Source organism: Chamaesiphon sp. OTE_8_metabat_110, assembly GCF_031382685.1.
Classification (GTDB): domain Bacteria; phylum Cyanobacteriota; class Cyanobacteriia; order Cyanobacteriales; family Chamaesiphonaceae; genus Chamaesiphon.
This window is the reverse complement of sequence record NZ_JANMZA010000184.1, coordinates 1-17,419: the sequence shown is the minus strand read 5'-3', so window position 1 is coordinate 17,419 and position 17,419 is coordinate 1. Positions and strand designations below refer to the sequence as shown.

At 45.4% G+C, this 17,419-nt stretch carries 17 protein-coding genes and 1 pseudogene; 13 read left to right on the top strand and 5 right to left on the bottom strand.

Going from position 1 to position 17,419, the window contains the following annotated elements; all coding sequences use genetic code 11:
- The 3 genes from RMO52_RS06730 to RMO52_RS06720 all read left to right on the top strand — a co-directional run.
- The coding region (locus RMO52_RS06730) for a Crp/Fnr family transcriptional regulator (protein ID WP_310412140.1) at nt 1-364 on the top strand (364 nt) is incomplete at its 5' end.
- A 246-nt stretch (nt 365-610) separates the two neighbouring features.
- The gene (locus RMO52_RS06725) at nt 611-793 is read left to right on the top strand and encodes an NAD(P)H dehydrogenase subunit NdhS (RefSeq protein WP_309738598.1); all 183 of its coding nucleotides are present in this window, start codon (nt 611-613) and stop codon (nt 791-793) included.
- Between the two features lie 212 nt (nt 794-1,005).
- Nucleotides 1,006-1,557 carry a shikimate kinase gene (locus tag RMO52_RS06720; protein ID WP_396134911.1) on the top strand — a complete coding sequence of 184 codons (552 nt, stop codon included), beginning with the start codon at nt 1,006-1,008 and terminating at the stop codon, nt 1,555-1,557.
- Here RMO52_RS06720 and RMO52_RS06715 read toward each other — a convergent pair.
- The gene (locus RMO52_RS06715; RefSeq protein WP_309738596.1) at nt 1,544-2,119 is read right to left on the bottom strand and encodes a Uma2 family endonuclease; all 576 of its coding nucleotides are present in this window, start codon (nt 2,117-2,119) and stop codon (nt 1,544-1,546) included. The two genes, RMO52_RS06720 and RMO52_RS06715, sit on opposite strands and share 14 nt — an antisense overlap.
- A 228-nt stretch (nt 2,120-2,347) precedes the next feature.
- On the opposite strand from RMO52_RS06715, the gene RMO52_RS06710 reads away from it, so the two are divergent.
- The 3 genes from RMO52_RS06710 to RMO52_RS06700 all read left to right on the top strand — a co-directional run bounded on the left by RMO52_RS06710 (nt 2,348) and on the right by RMO52_RS06700 (nt 6,012).
- A complete protein-coding gene (locus tag RMO52_RS06710; RefSeq protein ID WP_309738595.1) occupies nt 2,348-2,653 on the top strand; it encodes a hypothetical protein in 306 nt (101 codons plus the stop codon).
- A 271-nt stretch (nt 2,654-2,924) separates the two neighbouring features.
- Nucleotides 2,925-4,985 carry a dynamin family protein gene (locus tag RMO52_RS06705; protein ID WP_310412136.1) on the top strand — a complete coding sequence of 687 codons (2,061 nt, stop codon included), beginning with the start codon at nt 2,925-2,927 and terminating at the stop codon, nt 4,983-4,985.
- Nucleotides 4,986-5,739: 754 nt separating this feature from the next.
- Nucleotides 5,740-6,012 carry a hypothetical protein gene (locus tag RMO52_RS06700; protein WP_310412134.1) on the top strand — a complete coding sequence of 91 codons (273 nt, stop codon included), beginning with the start codon at nt 5,740-5,742 and terminating at the stop codon, nt 6,010-6,012.
- Here RMO52_RS06700 and RMO52_RS06695 read toward each other — a convergent pair.
- The gene (locus tag RMO52_RS06695) at nt 5,968-6,228 is read right to left on the bottom strand and encodes a hypothetical protein (protein ID WP_309739949.1); all 261 of its coding nucleotides are present in this window, start codon (nt 6,226-6,228) and stop codon (nt 5,968-5,970) included. The two genes, RMO52_RS06700 and RMO52_RS06695, sit on opposite strands and share 45 nt — an antisense overlap.
- A 348-nt stretch (nt 6,229-6,576) precedes the next feature.
- On the opposite strand from RMO52_RS06695, the gene RMO52_RS06690 reads away from it, so the two are divergent.
- On the top strand, nt 6,577-8,262 hold the full coding sequence (locus tag RMO52_RS06690; protein WP_310412130.1) for a dynamin family protein: 1,686 nt from the start codon (nt 6,577-6,579) through the stop codon (nt 8,260-8,262).
- Between the two features lie 194 nt (nt 8,263-8,456).
- Here RMO52_RS06690 and RMO52_RS06685 read toward each other — a convergent pair whose 3' ends face one another.
- Entirely contained in the window at nt 8,457-9,764 is a 1,308-nt protein-coding gene (locus RMO52_RS06685; RefSeq protein WP_309739955.1) for a tetratricopeptide repeat protein, read from the bottom strand.
- A gap of 482 nt (nt 9,765-10,246) precedes the next feature.
- Nucleotides 10,247-10,861 carry a DUF3038 domain-containing protein gene (locus RMO52_RS06680; protein WP_309740717.1) on the bottom strand — a complete coding sequence of 205 codons (615 nt, stop codon included), beginning with the start codon at nt 10,859-10,861 and terminating at the stop codon, nt 10,247-10,249.
- A gap of 366 nt (nt 10,862-11,227) precedes the next feature.
- Between RMO52_RS06680 and RMO52_RS06675 the strand changes: the two genes are divergently transcribed.
- The 5 genes from RMO52_RS06675 to RMO52_RS06655 all read left to right on the top strand — a co-directional run bounded on the left by RMO52_RS06675 (nt 11,228) and on the right by RMO52_RS06655 (nt 14,312).
- The gene (locus tag RMO52_RS06675) at nt 11,228-11,743 is read left to right on the top strand and encodes an adenine phosphoribosyltransferase (protein ID WP_309740715.1); all 516 of its coding nucleotides are present in this window, start codon (nt 11,228-11,230) and stop codon (nt 11,741-11,743) included.
- Nucleotides 11,744-11,860: 117 nt separating this feature from the next.
- Nucleotides 11,861-12,472 (top strand): ATP-dependent Clp endopeptidase proteolytic subunit ClpP, encoded by a 612-nt coding sequence (gene clpP / locus RMO52_RS06670; protein WP_309740712.1) that lies wholly within the window; start codon nt 11,861-11,863, stop codon nt 12,470-12,472.
- Between the two features lie 58 nt (nt 12,473-12,530).
- On the top strand, nt 12,531-13,016 hold the full coding sequence (locus RMO52_RS06665) for a DUF3565 domain-containing protein (RefSeq protein ID WP_309740710.1): 486 nt from the start codon (nt 12,531-12,533) through the stop codon (nt 13,014-13,016).
- Between the two features lie 160 nt (nt 13,017-13,176).
- Nucleotides 13,177-14,043 carry a hypothetical protein gene (locus RMO52_RS06660; RefSeq protein WP_309740707.1) on the top strand — a complete coding sequence of 289 codons (867 nt, stop codon included), beginning with the start codon at nt 13,177-13,179 and terminating at the stop codon, nt 14,041-14,043.
- Between the two features lie 35 nt (nt 14,044-14,078).
- On the top strand, nt 14,079-14,312 hold the full coding sequence (locus RMO52_RS06655; protein WP_309740705.1) for a Nif11-like leader peptide family natural product precursor: 234 nt from the start codon (nt 14,079-14,081) through the stop codon (nt 14,310-14,312).
- A 462-nt stretch (nt 14,313-14,774) separates the two neighbouring features.
- Here RMO52_RS06655 and RMO52_RS06650 read toward each other — a convergent pair whose 3' ends face one another.
- Complete coding sequence (locus RMO52_RS06650; RefSeq protein ID WP_310412126.1) at nt 14,775-16,019, bottom strand: FAD-dependent oxidoreductase; 1,245 nt, start codon at nt 16,017-16,019, stop codon at nt 14,775-14,777.
- A 424-nt stretch (nt 16,020-16,443) separates the two neighbouring features.
- Here RMO52_RS06650 and RMO52_RS06645 point away from each other — a divergent pair.
- A pseudogene (locus RMO52_RS06645) lies at nt 16,444-17,419 on the top strand (class I SAM-dependent DNA methyltransferase); the annotation flags it as partial.

The window sequence follows — 17,419 nt, the reverse complement described above, 5'->3', positions numbered from 1 at the left end:
CACTTCAATTTTCTGGATGTACTGGCACGATCTCGAAAACTTCCCAAGTTTTCGGCGCGAAATCCTCGACTCTTTTCGTTATCAACACCAACGGAAATTATTATGGCTCAATACCCTCGGACAACGCCACACGATCGAACGTTTACTCGGTTATCTTACCCTCTTGATCGAAGAATTTGGCGAACCCTGTAAGGAAGGGTACTTTTTGCCATTCCCCCTCACTCACGCCCAAATTGCCAGTGCCATCGGGACTACCCGCGTCACCGTCACCAGGCTGATGAAAGAACTGCGCGAAGACCGCAAAGCCATCCACATCAAAGAAGATAATCTCATCTGCTTACTCTCGCCTCCTCAAGCAGAATAAGCGCTAATTTTGGCGATCGTCCGCGCGATCGTTGAATAGCTCTTTAAATTAATTGATACTTCTCCTTACGGAGACGCTTCGCTACGACTACGATCGGTACAACCAATTGATAATTGATAATTGGTTGTTAGGATGGGGTTTTAAAATGACCCTAACAACAATCCACCTTGGAGGTGGGAAATTTAAACCCCTGTTCTCTGTTAAGCTAAACTAAGGATTCATTGTCCATCTAACTACGCTATCCCTATGATTTTGCCAGGTGCTACCATCCGTGTCAAAAATATCAACGATATCTACTACGGATTTCAGGGATTAGTCCAACGAGTCACCGATGGCAAAGCAGCAGTGCTATTTGAAGGCGGTAACTGGGACAAAATGGTCACTTTTCGCCTCAGCGAAATCGAAGCAGTCGATTTGACGAAGAAGTAGTTTAGTGAATAGTGGATAGTGGATAGTGAATAGATTATCGATTCTCCAGTCCCCTAGTCTCCAGTTTTCGCACCGCCCAAATTTGTAAGCTTACATCTTGCCTCATGGCGCAACAACCGAGCTAAATAGATTCAAAACATACTCCCAATTACTATCCACTATTCACTATCCACTAGAAAACTAGTAACTTTGTTTCAACACAAGCTGTGAGCATGTTCGACTTACAAGGACTAAATATTTATCTCATTGGCATGATGGGTTGTGGTAAAAGTACTATCGGCCCATTACTTGCCGATCGATTGGTATACAATTTTCTCGATACCGATACGACAATCGAGAAATTAGTTGCTCAAAGTATCGCCGAACTTTTCCAAACCGTCGGCGAACCAGAATTTCGCCAGATTGAAACCCAAGTATTAGCAGAAATATCAGCTCACATCCGGCTAGTAGTCTCCACTGGCGGCGGAATCGCCATCGAGCGTGAGAACTGGAACCACCTCCACCAAGGCTTAGTCATCTGGCTCGATCCAGCAGTAGATCTCCTCGTCGAACGTCTTCAGGGTGACACCACCCGCCCGCTCCTAGCCACATCTACAGATCTGCACTCCAAATTAGACCAAATGCTCGCTCAACGTCGCCACAGGTACGCTGAAGCCGATATTCAGATTTCGATCGATCGTCCACTCGCGCCGGAAGAAATAGTCGATCTGATTTTAGCCAAGATTCCCACCGTCTTGAAAACACCGCAAGCTATTCCAGATTAAAGGCGATATCTTCATAGATTTGCGCGATCGTAAAGGTGTAATTAATACTCTTGAGTTCGATCTCATCGCCCTCACCATAAGACATCAGTTCCCATCGATTGCGATCGTTGCGTTGGTATACATCTACATATATCCCAGCAGTGCTAACTAAAACATACTCCTGAAGATCTGGGGATCTTCGATACAGTCTAAATTTATCACCCCGGTCGTAAGCTTCGGTACTAGGTGATAAAACTTCGACAATCAGACAAGGATGAGTGATGAATCGATCGGCACCGCGATCGCGGATATCACACGTCACGCTAACATCAGGATAACAGTAAGAGTTTGACTCGATCGTCTGCACCTTTGCATCCCCGTTAAGTACCTGACAGCCACTGCCTCGCAAATGATTCTTGAGTGCAGTGCTAAAGTTTACCGCAATTTTACTATGGTTGATAGTTCCGCCAGTCATGGCATAAACTTCACCATCGACATACTCATGGCGAAATTCTTGTTGTTCCTCCCAAGCCAGATATTCGGCAGGTGTAAAGTGGGGAAAATCTTCTTTGAGGGCAACCATCAGCTCAAGCCTGTTGTCTAGATCTCAGAGCAATTGTACCATTTTCTGAGTTGCTGTCGATCGAGTCTGACTCGATCGAGAGATTAATAGTTAAGATAAGCGGTAATCGGTAGAATTGACAACAATTTTTTCGATCGACATTTTATGTAGATTCACTGTTGACACTTGGTATTTTACTTAGTTAGATTAGCGATCGATCCTAGTAGTTGTAGTAGCGAGCGAGATTTTGTGGAACCTAATTATCAAGAGCGAGAAGCACAACTCCGGCAGCGCGAGCTAGAGCTGAGATTGCGCGAACTAGAATCAGAGATCCGTCGCCCCGAGCCACCGTTTCACCCGACGGTGAGAGAAACTGGCACCAACAAACCCGCACGTAGCTTCAAACGAGATCTGATAATCGCGGCTAAACTTTCCGGGTTCTTTATCGTCGGTGCTGTAGTTGTGTACATATCGCAATGGCTGGCGTGGATCTCCTTCTTTGCCTTCCTCGGCGCTGCTGGATGGGCATGGTTTGAATTCAACCGTAAATCCTAGATTTTCACAGATTGGTTTGTCCCTAACTTCTTGCTGGCTTCGTTTAGGCATGGCTTACCCCCCCAACCCCCCCTTATAAAGGGGGGGCTTTAGATCCGGCTCCCTCCCCTTTATAAGGGGAGGCTTCAGATCCGGCTCCCTCCCCTTTATGAGGGGAGGCTTCAGATCCGGCTCCCTCCCCTTTATAAGGGGAGGGCTGGGGTGGGGTAAAGATCTCCCCCACACCCCAATAACTCATATCCAAACCAGCTCCTACACCCCCCTTTTCCTTATGATATCAACTGCTAAAACCAATCGTTTCCTCCAAGATTTAGATCGAGTCGCCAGAGTCCGCCAAGAAGTAGCTAGCTCCCTCAGCCGGATGGTAGCCAAGCTCCAGAAATCTGAACTCGCCGCCCAGACAGGCTCCGGAGAAATGGGATTCGATCGAGATTTAGTAGATCTCACCAAAGCTAGTACCAACCTCCAGAATGGTGTATTCCGGCTGATGGTATTGGGTGATATGAAACGGGGCAAAAGTACGTTTCTCAATGCTCTCATCGGCGAAAATATCTTACCCAGCGATGTCAATCCCTGCACGGCATTATTAACTGTGTTGCGCTACGGCGAACAGAAAAAAGTCACCGTGCATTTCAAGGATGGTAAGTTACCAGAAGCGATCGATTTTGGCTCCTTCAAAACTAAATACACGATCGATCCAGCCGAAGCCAAGCAACTCGAAGAAAGCAACAAACCCGCTTTTCCCGATGTGGACTATGCCGTTGTGGAATATCCACTAGAGTTACTATCAAAAGGAATTGAAATCATCGACAGTCCCGGCTTGAATGATACCGAAGCGCGGAATGAGTTGTCTTTAGGCTATCTAAATAATTGCCATGCAGTATTATTCGTTCTCAGTGCGTCGCAACCCTGCACATTAGGCGAACGTCGTTATCTAGAGAACTACGTCAAAGATCGTGGCTTGAGCGTTTTCTTTCTAATCAATGCTTGGGATCGAGTCAAGGAATCATTAATCGATCCTGATGATGCCACAGAATTAGCCGCAGCCGAAGGCAAACTCGATCGCGTATTCAAAGCTAACCTAGCTGAATATTGTAAAGTTGATGGCTACGATATTTACGATGAGCGCGTATTTCCCCTATCTTCGATTACCGCACTCCGCCGCCGCCTTAAAGATAAAGATGCCGATTTAGTCGATACTGGATTCCCCCCATTTATCAACGCACTCAATACATTTCTAACTCAAGAACGCGCGATCGCCGAATTGCGTCAAGCGCGGATTATTGCCAAACAAACTTGTAGCCACGTTCAAGAAGCCGTTGCCCGACGAATTCCTTTACTAGACGCTGATGTCGCCGAACTCAAAGCTAAAATCGCCGCCGTCGAACCGCAATTTAATAAACTCCAAGAAATTCGCGATGGCTTCCGCGATGATATTCGCCGCGTGCGCGATCGTCAGGCTCGATCGATCGCCGATTCCATGAAGACTTACTTACTCAAATTAGAAGATACTTTCGATACCGATTTCCAAGCTTATCAACCTTCAGATCTGCAATTTACCGACTTCTTCAGCGACAGCAAGCGCGAACAGTTCAACCTAGCCGCCCAGAAAGGCTTCCAACAGTACATCAACGATAAATATGCCGCCTGGACGCTCTCGGCTCAAAAAGAACTCACAGCCGCTTTTAGCGAACTTTCAGAGCAAGCCCAAAAACATGGCGTTAATTATCAAAATATCACTCAAGAGATGGCGGAGAAACTGACGGGTAAAATTCATACTCGGAATAATACCCTCGAAGGCGATGGCACCCCCTCCTGGGCAAAGTGGGCGATGGGCTTATTTTCGATCGCGACTGGTAACTTTGCGGTAGCTGCTTTAGCCGTTGGCGGTTTCAATTTCCAGAGCATTTTACTCAACATCTTTACAACTGCGGGGATTGCCGTCATCTTCGGCGCAATTCTCGGCCCAATTGGCATTCTTATCGCCGGATTAGGTGTTGCCGCCTTCCAAGTCGATCACGCGCGAAAGTATTTCGCCCAGGAAATCAAGAAACAATTAATCGCCAAGTTGCCAGAGATTTCAAAAGAACAATGGCAACCGATTTATAGTGCCGCGCAAGAGTGTTTTGATACCTACGAGCAAGAGGTAATCAAACGCATTAATGATGATATTGCTACCCGTAAAGGTGAGTTGCAAAATCTCGTCAAGCAGAAAGAATCTCAGGAGATCGATCGAGTCACAGAGGTCAATCGATTACAACAGTTTGAAGCTGATGTGGTGAAAGAGTCGGAATCGATCGAGTCTTTCTATCAAGGGTTCTTGAACGGTTGATCTGTAGGTAAATTCAATAGTAATATCGTGCATAATTTAGATGGTGGGCAATGCCCACCATCTAAATTATGCCTACTATCGACCACTCACTCGCCTTTGAGCAATATAAGTGTTTAGATTGGCAATTAAGTTACTATATTGTAAATACTGAGCGTCGCAAGTAGACCGAGCAATATATGAGCTGGTGTAGCAATTTGATACGACGATTCTTGCTTGTCGCCGCTGTTCATTTCTGAAAATTATGACTTCTTGCAAAGACAGTCTATCAAGTTGTTCTCGTGTAATTACTCTTTGTGCATTCGCAGGCATTTGTATGGCCAAAGAAATTTCCAATATAGCCAAAGGAAACAGCATTTTTTTAAGATGCTTAAGATAAGAAATCATGATTAATAAACCTCTGTCAAAAAATATAATATTGTGTCATGTAGGGGAAATCCCTATGGTAGCTATTTGATATCTTTATGGAGATTGAATAAAAATGTAGTACGTTATTATATTTTTAATTTATTCGCAAGCAGAAGTGTTAGATTTGTAAATAGAAATTTACATTTGCTTAGGTAAACTCGTAGGGTGGGCACTGCCCACCATCTTAATTAGCGATCGAGCTAAATATCTAAAAGCATATAAACCTAAGCTGATAAATTATTGAATTAGAGCGACAAACCATGAACGCTTCACTCATCGCCCACCGATTTCAGGACAGAAACTTATGTAGACCATCTATGATGGAATAATCCATAGATATTTGTGGGCGATGACCACTCAATTTAACGGCTCCTTACCCAAACCAGCTACGAATATGAAAGTAACACTTCTGGTAGAAACTCTTCAACCTGGAAAAATTGCTGCTTCTGTCTTGGAGTTTCCCGATTCTCGGATCGAAGCTGAAACTAGAGAAATCGCTATTTCTCAATTACAGGCTAATTTTATAGAACGAATCAAGCGGCTAGAAGCAATTTCTTGGAATATTCCTGTCAATGCTTCAAATAGTATGGGGATGGAGTTTGTGGGTGTCTATGAGATTTAATAAAGCATCTAACTGTTGTAAACCCGATCGCACTGGACGATCGATTAAAGCTAACTTCAATCCTCTTCTAACTTCATAGTCACAAATATCGGAACTGACTACATAAACACTTCTTGCTAATAATCTATATAGCCATTCACCACACTCTCCAGCCTCACCTTGTTGATAAGGTGAAGACAATAAACCTAAAATCCCACTATCTAAAAATACAATCATGCTTTATTCATGTGAATAAAGTGTGCGTCCAGGTTCTCTACTGCTATCTACTATGTTTTTAAAGTTTTCCCATAGCTCCGCTCTTGCTGTTGATTCTTCTGGTGTTAGTTCTTCATCTAACCATTGACGCAATACGGTTTGGAGCCTCTGATTTCGTTCTAGTTGTTCGGCAGGGGATCTATCTAGAGCATTTACAGGGCTTGCAGTCTGTGGTCTTGGTTGTTTAGCTTGACTCAGTGGTTCTAACATAAAATAAAGGCGCACAACGTCTACTATCTCAATTTTAGATGTAAATCTATCCGATCGACAAATTATTTTAAATTACTTATTTAACCCGATCGCCAAACCATGAACTCCTCACTCATCGCCCACCTTCAAACTGCCGCTGACAAGCTAGAAATCGACCCAAATTCTAGACTGGCTAACGACCTCAAAACGCTGGCTAATAAATCAGCTCGATCGAACTACCAAATTGCTGTTTTTGGGCCATTCAATCATGGTAAATCGACGTTATTAAATGCAATATTGGGTAATAAAACCTTACCGATCGATCTAATCCCTACTACTGGCGCGGCGATTAAAGTCGTTTATGGTGAAGAGTTGGCGACTAAAATAACTCTCACTAATGGGCAAATAATCGCAGCGAAGAATACCGATATTTTAACTGCATTTGCGACACTGGATGACGATCGGCGGATGCGGGATGATGTGCTGGAAGTCGAGGTGAGTTTTCCCCATCCGTTTTTAAAAACTGGGGTAGAATTACTCGATTTACCAGGTACGAACGATCGCGACGAGCAGGATAAATTGGTACGCGATCGATTATTGGCGGCGGATTTGGTGGTGAATGTGTTGGATGTCCGCAAATTGATGACGTTGGGGGAGCGCGAACATCTGCGGGATTGGTTAGAAAATCGCGGGATTAATACCGTGGTATTCGTGGCTAATTTTACGAATATGTTAGAGCCAGAAGAACAGAAAGAAGTTCAACATCGGTTGCGATTTGTGGCTGAGAGTTTTCGATCGCAATTACCGCCGGGGATTAGCAACCTCTATCGAGTTGACGCTCTCCCGGCTCTACGTGCCCGCCTGAAGGGTGATGACGCGACTTTGCATACTTCGGGGTTATCCTCATTTATTTCGGCGCTCCAGGCGATTGTGGCGTATCAGCGGGAGGAACTAGCTGATGTGCGGTTGCCTGTGTTGCGATCGTTGGGATTGGAAGTTCAGGGATTATTACGATCGCAGATTGCTAAATTAACAGCGGAAGTTAATGAAACGAAAGAGAAATGCGATCGAGAGCTAGCCCTCAAACGTCAAGCGCAAACATTGATCCAATCTGGATGGGAAAATAGCCTCAAAGAAGTCGAGCAATGGCTATATTTACCCAACCTAATTAGCTTTTATCAATCACCCCTGACTACGGCTATTCAACAAGATAGATTTGGTGAATGGGAATCGAGTAATGTCCGTCCGCGATTGAAATATGCTCAACAAGAAATTAATGATTGGGCGGCTAAAGCTGAGAGTTTTTTTAATACTTCGCCAGTCGCGCCACTGAAGATTATTTTACCAGAACCGCCGGAAGTATTATTGCCAGAATCGCCAGCTCAACCCCCACCAAAACCTGCGACAACAGCTTCCACACTCGACAGTTTGACACCTACCGCACTGGCGACTGGCTTGGGCTGGATCCTCGCAGGGCCGTTAGGAGCTGTAGTTGCTGGCGGTGCGAGTACGATTGCGAATAAACGATCGGGAGATCGATCTTCAGACAATATTAGTAATAGTAAAAATCTTGATAATTCGGCAGAAGTTTTAGAAGCTTATACCGATGCGGCGGCTGATTATTTATTTAGACTAAACACTGAGACGATCGAGACAATTAGATCGTATCGCGATCGAGCGGCGGCGGCAATTAATCCAGAGATTAAGATCGATCGTCAAATCGACCCTCAGCAACAACAGAAATTACTCGATTTAGAACGCTGTTTAGCTAATATTCTATCTTCAGATTTTTTGGGGCTATCCTGAAAATTGAATTGTATGAATCAGGTTATAAGTCTGTCAACTGATTAGTGGATACATATGCAGTTTTCATTTTATTGAAATACGTCTCCAATAATTTTAGCTAGTAGGTAGGCGCAATTATTTATCAAATAGGTAATGACTTAAACCTAATTGGTGGGCATTGCCCACCCTACTGGATTTGAAATATTTAGAGCAGATTATAACCCCTCTTCTAAATTATAAATTACTCGCTGGAGGTACCAATCCTCTTCATATCCGGGTTGCTCCTCTTTGAGTCGATCGATCAGCCGTTGGGCGATCGCCCATTGTCCGCTGACTAATACATATAAACGTTGGCGCAGGGCTTCATTTTGGGGCTGCGATCGATCTCGTTGCGGTGGTGGTGCCGACTGGGGTGCAGCGCGTTGAAATTTTTGTAATTGAGAGATCGTCTCTTGATATTTAGTTAAATCTTGACGTTCTAGATAGAGATTTGCAGCGGTTTGATAATCCTCGATCGCTTGAGGTAAATCTTCAGTTTTGATGTATATTTGAGCGCGGTTGAGATACGCTAACGGCTCTTGCGGATCGATCGAGATTGCTTGAGCAAAATCTGCGATCGCCGCCGGATAATCGTGTAAATTCACCCGGACATTGCCGCGTGCTAAATAGATAAATACATCCTGCGGCTCGATCGCTAAAGCGCGATCGAAATCTGAAATTGCACCGCGATAATCACCCATCTTATCTCTCAATTTACCGCGTCCGCGATACGCCACGTGAGAATTAGGATCGAGTTGAATCGCACGATTGAAATCAGTTAAAGCTGCCGTGCGATCGCCCTGTTTGGAATATAATGCCCCGCGACAGGCGTAAACCCATGCCTCATTCGGACTAGCTTGGATCGCCCAATTGGCATTATCGATCGCCCCTGCCAAGTCGCCCCGCTCGCCCTGTTCTAGTAGTTGGATATAAAACTGCTCTGGACTAGTTAGCGGGGGTCTGGGGGTCGATTTGGGGGCAATGGGCGAAATACTCGCAGGCAGATGGGCGAAGGTTTTGGGTTGGAGCGATTGCGCCAGATCGAAACATCGCTGACTATTTTCGCGATCTTTTTGGGTTAGATATAGATTAGCAGCCACCTTATACGCCGCGATCGCCTCTGAATAATTAGCGAGTTTTTTGCAGACCAGCCCTTTGAGCTGATATGCTGGCGCATAATCGCGACCGAATAAGATCGCGCGATCGATATCTACGAGCGCACCCGGAAAATTTTTGAGCGTTAATCTCGCCAACGCTCGTGCATAGCTACAATCGCGATGATGAGAATCGATTGCTAATGCCTGTGTATAGTCAGAAATCGCGGTAATGGTATCGCCCAGATCGAAATACGCCAAGCCACGCCGATAAAAAACCTCCGCCCACTCAGGCGTAGCAATCAGGGCGAGATCGAAATCTTCAATCGCCCCGCGCAAATTGCCAGCCTGAGCCTTTGCCAATCCTTGCTGATAGTATTCTTGTGCCATAAGATTAAACAGTTGACCCTCAGACAGAGCTTCAGGGCAAAGTTGACAGTTGAGTTAGCTCGATCGAGCTAAAATCCTCATTTACCCCACAACTAAAATCTAGCATAGAGTGAATGCCGCACCACGCGGCTCACTAGTCTAACCTTTGGAGGGGGTTTGGGGGAGCGGCTCGCGCTCCTCGGGTTTCCCGAGAGTTTAGCGAGACAAGACAGGGTACCTCCCCCAACCGAGGATGTAGAGAGTACCCTTCTGGATCGGTACACAAGTAGGGTGGGCACTGCCCACCACAAGGGTTATAGAGAAATTCTAGTAAGTATTTAGGTGCAATTCTTTATAAAATAGATTGTGCATGAAACCTAGTTGGTGGGCAGTGCCCACCCTACGCGATATCTTGTATTTAATTACGCCTATCTACTTGATTTGCGACCTCTTACCCTTTACCCTTTACCCTTTACCCTTTACCTTTACTTAAACTCATCACATTACTTCACTTCCCCATCGAATAAACTCATCCACAACCGTTGCGTACCAAGCGTACCCGTACAAAATAACAGCTTACTCAATAACGATACCGCCAACTCATTTAACTTATCATCATCCTTATAAATACTTACCTTCGCCCTGCGCGGATTCATCCGACTGCGAAAATGGGCGCGGAAGCGGTCTAAATACTCAGACATGCGGAAATTGTATTCCGGGGGGATTTGCTTCTCGCTGAGCTGCTGCTGGGCTTGGAGGAGCTGACGAATCGGTACCGCCAGACGACTTGCCAATCTACAACCGATCGCACTGAGCGCTTTGGCTTCTTTGAGTGTTAAAATTCTGCGCGTATGCGCGCGCCGCATCGGATTGGTAGAGCGCATCCGCCACAAGACGATCCGATTTTTGATAATGTCTTGGAGGTTTAATTCTTTAGCAAGTTCCAAAATTTGTTCGGAACTGCTCGACTCGATCGCTTCGATCGCGAGTAAAATCAGATCGAGTTCGACTTTGGTGCGGCGCGGACAAGCATCGCCAGCGATACCTGGATTGGGGAGACTTTCAATTATCCCCAGCAGCGACTCGGACATAGGGCCATTGATCGGTAATGCAATCATAGTAAGACAATCGATCGACTAGTTTATAGATGCGGTATAAATCTTCAAAGATCTAGACCCAATTCCGGGGCAAAATTGTGGCAATTGACGTGAAAATTTTGGGTTCGATCGTCAACATCAGCATACCCGAATTTTAGACATTAACCACTCTTTAGGGGATAGGGAATAGGGAATAGGGAATAGGGATGAGGTGACTTGGAGATGAAGGGACGAGGGGACTAGGAAACTGAGAGACTGATTGTATTTACCTTTTACCTCTTACCTCTGACCTTTTACCTCCCATCTCCCATCTCCCATCTATTTGACAATTAACCCCTTACCAGAGACGATCGATCCTGAGTCCTCTCAACCCATCACCACAAAAGAATGGATCTTAAAGCTCTAATTCGGGATATTCCTGACTTTCCCAAACCGGGTATCCTCTTTCGCGATATTACTACCTTATTGCGCGATCCAGCCGGGTTAGCATACTCGATCGATACCTTAGCTGCTAAAGTTATCGATTTACAACCTCAATACATTGTCGGGATGGAGTCGCGGGGATTTATTTTTGGAGCGGCGCTGGCTTATAAATTAGGGATTGGCTTCATTCCCGTCCGCAAACCAGGGAAACTCCCCGCCGCAGTCCACAAGATCGAATACGCGCTCGAATATGGCATCGATTGCCTGGAAATCCACCGCGACGCCTTCGCACCCGGAAGTCGCATTCTGATTGTTGATGACTTAATTGCCACTGGTGGTACCGCCGCCGCGACAGCCAAATTATTACAACAGATAGGCTGCAATCTAGTCGGCTGCGCCTTTGTCATCGAATTAGACGCACTCAACGGTCGATCGCATTTACCCTCAGATATCCCCATCATCTCCCTAGTCCACTACTAAACTTCCAACTATCCCCTATTCCCTATTCCCTATTCCCTATCCCGGTACGGAAACCCCTAGACCGCAAACCCCAAGATTGGGCGATAATAAAAAGAATCGACATATATTGGCATAGCTATGATACCTACCGTCATCGAACAATCTGGCAGAGGCGAACGTTCCTTTGATATTTATTCGCGGCTATTGCGCGATCGAATTGTCTTCTTGGGTGGGCAAGTCACCTCCGATTTAGCCAACCTCATCGTCGCTCAACTGCTATTTTTGGAAGCAGAAGATCCCGAAAAAGATATTTATTTGTATATCAATTCTCCTGGTGGCTCAGTCTCCGCAGGGATGGGAATTTTTGATACGATGAATCAAATTCGCCCCGATGTCTCTACTGTCTGCATGGGCTTTGCGGCGAGTATGGGTGCATTCTTGCTCAGTGCTGGCGCTCATGGCAAACGGACGAGCCTCCCCAGTTCCCGGATCATGATTCACCAACCTTTAGGCGGCGCGCAGGGACAAGCAACTGATATCGCCATCCAAGCCAAGGAAATTCTCTATATCAAGGGTACACTAAACGATCTGTTGGCAAAACATACGGGACAACCGTTAGAAAAGATCCAAGAAGATACCGATCGAGATTTCTATATGTCTGCTGTCGAAGCTAAAGAATACGGCTTAATCGACGCGGTGATCGATCGACATGTCAGTGCGACAAATCCACCATTAGCTCTAGTTCAGTAATTCAAAAAGGGGTGCTAATTGGTACCCCTATCATTTGTGAGCATAGAGGAAACTCATATTGCATCGATCGATAATTGGATTTCATCAAGATTTCGAGCAGCATTGGGTAGCCGAATTAGACTGCGGACATTGCCAGCACACCCGTCACGAACCACCTTTTTTTCCGCGTCCTTGGGTAATTACAGAAATAGGACGTTCCGAGCATCTAGGACAACTCCTGAATTGCGTGTTGTGTGACAGGCAAGAGATCCCAAATGGTTATGCTCCCTATCGCCGGACACCTTTATTTACAAACGATTCGATCCCGCAGGGATTAAGATCGCGACACACCACTAAAAAAGGCGTATGGGGTACGATCCACGTCCAGTTTGGTAGTTTAAGGTATCGCATCCACGACCCATATCATAATGAAATAATCCTCAATCGCGATTCTCCGCTGGAGAGGCTACGCCAACGTCTAGGTATCGTAATACCAGAAGTAGAACATGAAGTCGAGCCGATCGATAATGTTGAATTTTTTGTAGAATTCTGGAAAAAGGTTTGAGACTAAGTTTGAGTCCAAAACTTGAAGTTCGATCGTTATTTTAAACTACAATAGTTCGATTCGACTGGATTAAGATTGTGTTGAGTTTTCTATTATCTTCACAAGTTCCTCAACTTGGTTATTTACAGTGAAGATAACGAGATTGCCAAGGAAGGCTCACATGGATACACTTCACCTCAATACATATTTACATCTAATCGAAGCCTTGTTGCAATGCGATCGAGGAGAGGAGTGGTCGTTACTACAGCAACATGAACAGCTAATCGATACCGGACTTATCGGCGTGATGGCACAAGTTAGCGAGCAACTCAACAACGAAGGGAATCTACCTGCTGCCAAGTTCCTGCACTATTGGACAGCTCAACTGACTCATTTATTACAACAAAATCTTAGCACTGAGCCAGTCACAGAAAATCGACCGCCAAACTATCATAGCCTGATTCAAACTATCCTCGAATGCGAACAAGGGGATGAAGTCGCAATCTTGAGCCAGCATCCAGATCTGATAGATGCAGGATTAGTTTATAACTATGTTAACGGTTCGATCGACCCAGCAGTTGAAATCGCCGAGTTGCAACTGCCCGATCTAGTAAGCGCACCAGCAACATCACCACAACTTAGCAGCCATCTAGAAGAGTTATTGGCAAATATTTCTAATCGGTTGGAGAAAATAGAAACATCCATCAACAAACATCAAAATCTATCGAATCCACTGTGGTACATGTCGATTTTAGAACAGGCTGATGCTCGGGGTTGGATTATTTCTAGTGAGGAAGTAGAACGGCTAATTGGCACGAAACCGCATTGTGCCCCAGACAGTAATTCTTTTGTGCGGGGATGTTGGAAATTCGAGAAAGCTGGCAAGATCGGTATGCACTCTTCTTGGCGAGTTACCAAAGATCTAACCCCGTCAATCGCTAGCGTTAGCTTACTATCAGATACAGCCTTTGCACCAGCAGCCACTAACGGGGAAAATCGAATTCCAGAGCTAGAACTCGATTTATCATCACCTTGGGCTGAAAAATAGGAAATTCATCTAGATCTCAAAGGAGGAATAATTTTATGTCTATGCAAAATGTTGCTAATTTCTTTGCAACAGTAGAGAAAGACGACTCTTTGCAAAGAAGAATTAAAATAGCTACCAATCTTAGCATGATTATCGAGATTGCAGAAGGATACGACTATCAATTTACCAGCGCAGAGTTATGGTCTTTTCTAGAAAAGATGCCTAATCGAGATTTAGCACCAGCGATCGATCCTGGCATTGGCAATCGATTACATCTCATCCCTCGATAGTAAAATGTCTTAGGTGTACTCTCAAGAGCTTGGCAATAGTAATTTATAAATTACCGTTGTCAAGCTCTTAGAGGGTGTTTGAAAAGTCTAATTGCTCCGTTCAGGGTGGGTAAATCACCCTAAATCCCCCCTTAAGAAGGCTACCGTGTATACACAAGTCGGCTGGGCTTCGTTTCTAGATCTAAATCCCCCAACCCCCTTAAAAAGGGGGCTTTAAAGTCCCCTTTTTAAGGGGGATTCTTAGGGATTTCGCTTCTAGCAAAAGATGTGTATACACCGTAGCTTGAAAAAGGGGACTTTTATCCGGTTCCCCCCTTAAAAAGGGGGGTTAGGGGGATTTATAGGGTTTACGAATGCTAATACATACTTTTTAAACACCCTCTTTAATTGCTGGTAATCGAACGGACTATTCATTACATTGAACGATCGATTCGATCGCTTTAAACTAAATCGATTTAGTGATTAACACCGAAGGCGAACCGGAAATACCCCCAAACCGATTAAACGTGGTGGGAGATAACGGAACCAAGGTAAACGCATTAACCAAGGTAATTTGAAATCTGTATCGGTGGTGGCTAAAGCTTGGGCAACGATTCGGTTTTGAACGATCGATTGAAAACCTTGAATAATCCGTGTGGGCAGTTCGCGCTGACGTTGAACTTTTGCTAAGTCTGTAACTTTGACAGCACCAGATTTGAGTGGCTGACTGAGTAGATTGGCGGCGACGACGGCATCCTGAATCGCATAATTGATGCCTACTCCAGCAATGGGAGACATCGGATGGGCAGCATCGCCAATTAATAATAAGCCCAATCGATACCATCGATCGACTCGTCCTGATTCGACAGAGAGAAAGGCGATTTGCGACCAATCTTGGAGTAGTTCGACTCGATCTGTAAGTTCTGGAGCTGTTGCCACAATTGACGATCGCAATGCTGCTAATCCCGCATGGCGAATCTGTTGATAGCCATCCTTTGGGAAAATATAGGCGATTTGCCATAGTTCGCCTCGATCTACCATTGCCATCATCGCACCTTTGCCAATCCGTCCACTCAACCCAACTGGTTCGCTCGAATGACGGGGGAGTCGGAACCACAACACATCGAGCGAGGGTGTATTGCCAGCCGACACCTCCCCGATTAATTCTCGCACTTTGGAGTGCCGCCCATCTGCACCTACTGTCAGTCGAGCGCGAATTTCGTGCCAACCACCATGTCCTCGATAGCGGACACCGCGAATCGTATCGCCTTCAGTCACTAGCTCTTGGACATTCGCGCCCATTATCGCTTGAAAATTCGGATACTGCTGGGCTTGAGCAACGATAAACTCCAGAAACTGCACCTGGGGCATCACCGTAATAAATGGATATTTGGTATTTAATCCACGAAAATCAGCATGGAATGATTCACCACTGGGCGGTTGAATATTCAGCTCCGAAATCTTGGTATGGGGCAGAGCTAACAATCGATCTGCCAAACCCAATTCTGCCATAATTTCCATCGTCGAAGGGTGAATCGTATCGCCCCGAAAATCGCGATCTAAATCCCGATGAACTTCCAGCAAGATAACTTTTATCCCCTGTCGGGCTAAAAGTAGTGCTAATACAGCTCCAGCAGGGCCACCACCGACAATACAGCAGTCAGCCTGCTGGACATCCAAAATCTCTGGTGCAGCCGCTATGGGGGCGGCTAAGGTTGGATTGTTCATATGTGTACCTGCGATGTTTCCAACACAAATTGGTGACTCAACTATGAGATTAGTCGTAAATGCTGAGAAACCTGTGAGGATTTAGATTTGAATTTCAGCTAGTCCATTCGCAGATTCTATAATATGTCGATCGCTAGAGATTCGATCGCAAGTTCGTATCTTGTCAATTTTTCGATCGCGTAAGTGAATTAAATAATTCGGCTTCGATTTCACTTTTCAGGGTAATTATGGATGCCATCTCGATCGATCTGGAGATCGATGTCGATCGAGTCCTCATCAATCAAAACTACCGATCGATACTATTTCTATCCTGATTAGCTGGAAGGGCACGCTAGAGCTATCAACCCTTTGACACAGCAGGAAAACGATCTATTCAATAATCGTGTAAATAGCTGGTGCTTGGGTATATTGCGAACTACCCAACATGATTGCATCTGCGCCTAAGCTCAACCGAATCGCCACATCCTTAAAGTCGCTAACCGATACTCGGAGCCTCAAAGAACTTTTCTACGATCGATTGCATTACGATCGAGTCAGCGAAACTATTTCTACTCGCAACTTTTCGGGTTCGGTGCGGGCTAGTCTGGGGGATAGCGAACCGCTACTATTGGCTAATGGTGGAGTCGGGGGACAGTTTAAGGTCATTTACACGCGGTTGAGTTCCCAACAGATCTACAAGCAGGAACAGTGGGGGATTATTGAGGCGTTGTTGGGTATTCATCCACACTCGCTGTTTGTCTTCTATGATCGGGATCAGGATGACTGGCATTTTATCAATGCTAAATATGATGAATCCCCCAGCCCCCTTGGGAAGGGGACTAAGAGGTTGTTGCGGCGGATTGTGGTGAATCGGCGGGAGCAATTACGCACGGCGATCGAACAAATTGGTGAATTAGATTTACAGTCGATCGGGCAGGAATACGGAAAGAAGGCGATCGATCTTGAGCCGCTGGAGATTCAGATTCAGCATGATGAGGCGTTTGATGTTGAAAAGGTAACGGATCGGTTCTTCTCTGAGTACAAGCTGGTATTTGAATCGGTTGAGGGTTCGATCGAGGGCATCGAAAACGATGAGCAGAAGCGGTTATTTACGCAGAAGTTGTTCAACCGTCTGATGTTTATTGCTTTTGTGCAGAAGAAGGGCTGGCTGGAGTTTAATGGCTCTGGGGATTATTTTAAGGCTCTCTGGCAGGATTATAGGAAGGAATCCCCCAACCCCCTTGGGAAGGGGGCTATGAGGGAGGAGAGGAATTTTTATCGCGATCGATTGTCGCATTTGTTCTTTGCGGGTTTGAACGATCCTGACAAGCAGAGTGACAAGAAGCTGATTAAACTAATTGGCAATGTACCGTATCTGAATGGGGGATTGTTTGAGGAGGATGTAAGTGAGACGATGACTG

Bases quoted from the DNA above. Each gene is read 5' to 3' on its own strand.
- RMO52_RS06725 (WP_309738598.1), top strand. From the start codon at position 611: ATGATTTTGCCAGGTGCTACCATCCGTGTCAAAAATATCAACGATATC.
- RMO52_RS06720 (WP_396134911.1), top strand. From the start codon at position 1,006: ATGTTCGACTTACAAGGACTAAATATTTATCTCATTGGCATGATGGGT.
- RMO52_RS06715 (WP_309738596.1), bottom strand. From the start codon at position 2,119: ATGGTTGCCCTCAAAGAAGATTTTCCCCACTTTACACCTGCCGAATAT.
- RMO52_RS06705 (WP_310412136.1), top strand. From the start codon at position 2,925: ATGATATCAACTGCTAAAACCAATCGTTTCCTCCAAGATTTAGATCGA.
- RMO52_RS06700 (WP_310412134.1), top strand. From the start codon at position 5,740: ATGACCACTCAATTTAACGGCTCCTTACCCAAACCAGCTACGAATATG.
- RMO52_RS06695 (WP_309739949.1), bottom strand. From the start codon at position 6,228: ATGATTGTATTTTTAGATAGTGGGATTTTAGGTTTATTGTCTTCACCT.
- RMO52_RS06690 (WP_310412130.1), top strand. From the start codon at position 6,577: ATGAACTCCTCACTCATCGCCCACCTTCAAACTGCCGCTGACAAGCTA.
- RMO52_RS06685 (WP_309739955.1), bottom strand. From the start codon at position 9,764: ATGGCACAAGAATACTATCAGCAAGGATTGGCAAAGGCTCAGGCTGGC.
- RMO52_RS06680 (WP_309740717.1), bottom strand. From the start codon at position 10,861: ATGATTGCATTACCGATCAATGGCCCTATGTCCGAGTCGCTGCTGGGG.
- RMO52_RS06675 (WP_309740715.1), top strand. From the start codon at position 11,228: ATGGATCTTAAAGCTCTAATTCGGGATATTCCTGACTTTCCCAAACCG.
- clpP (WP_309740712.1), top strand. From the start codon at position 11,861: ATGATACCTACCGTCATCGAACAATCTGGCAGAGGCGAACGTTCCTTT.
- RMO52_RS06660 (WP_309740707.1), top strand. From the start codon at position 13,177: ATGGATACACTTCACCTCAATACATATTTACATCTAATCGAAGCCTTG.
- RMO52_RS06655 (WP_309740705.1), top strand. From the start codon at position 14,079: ATGTCTATGCAAAATGTTGCTAATTTCTTTGCAACAGTAGAGAAAGAC.
- RMO52_RS06650 (WP_310412126.1), bottom strand. From the start codon at position 16,019: ATGAACAATCCAACCTTAGCCGCCCCCATAGCGGCTGCACCAGAGATT.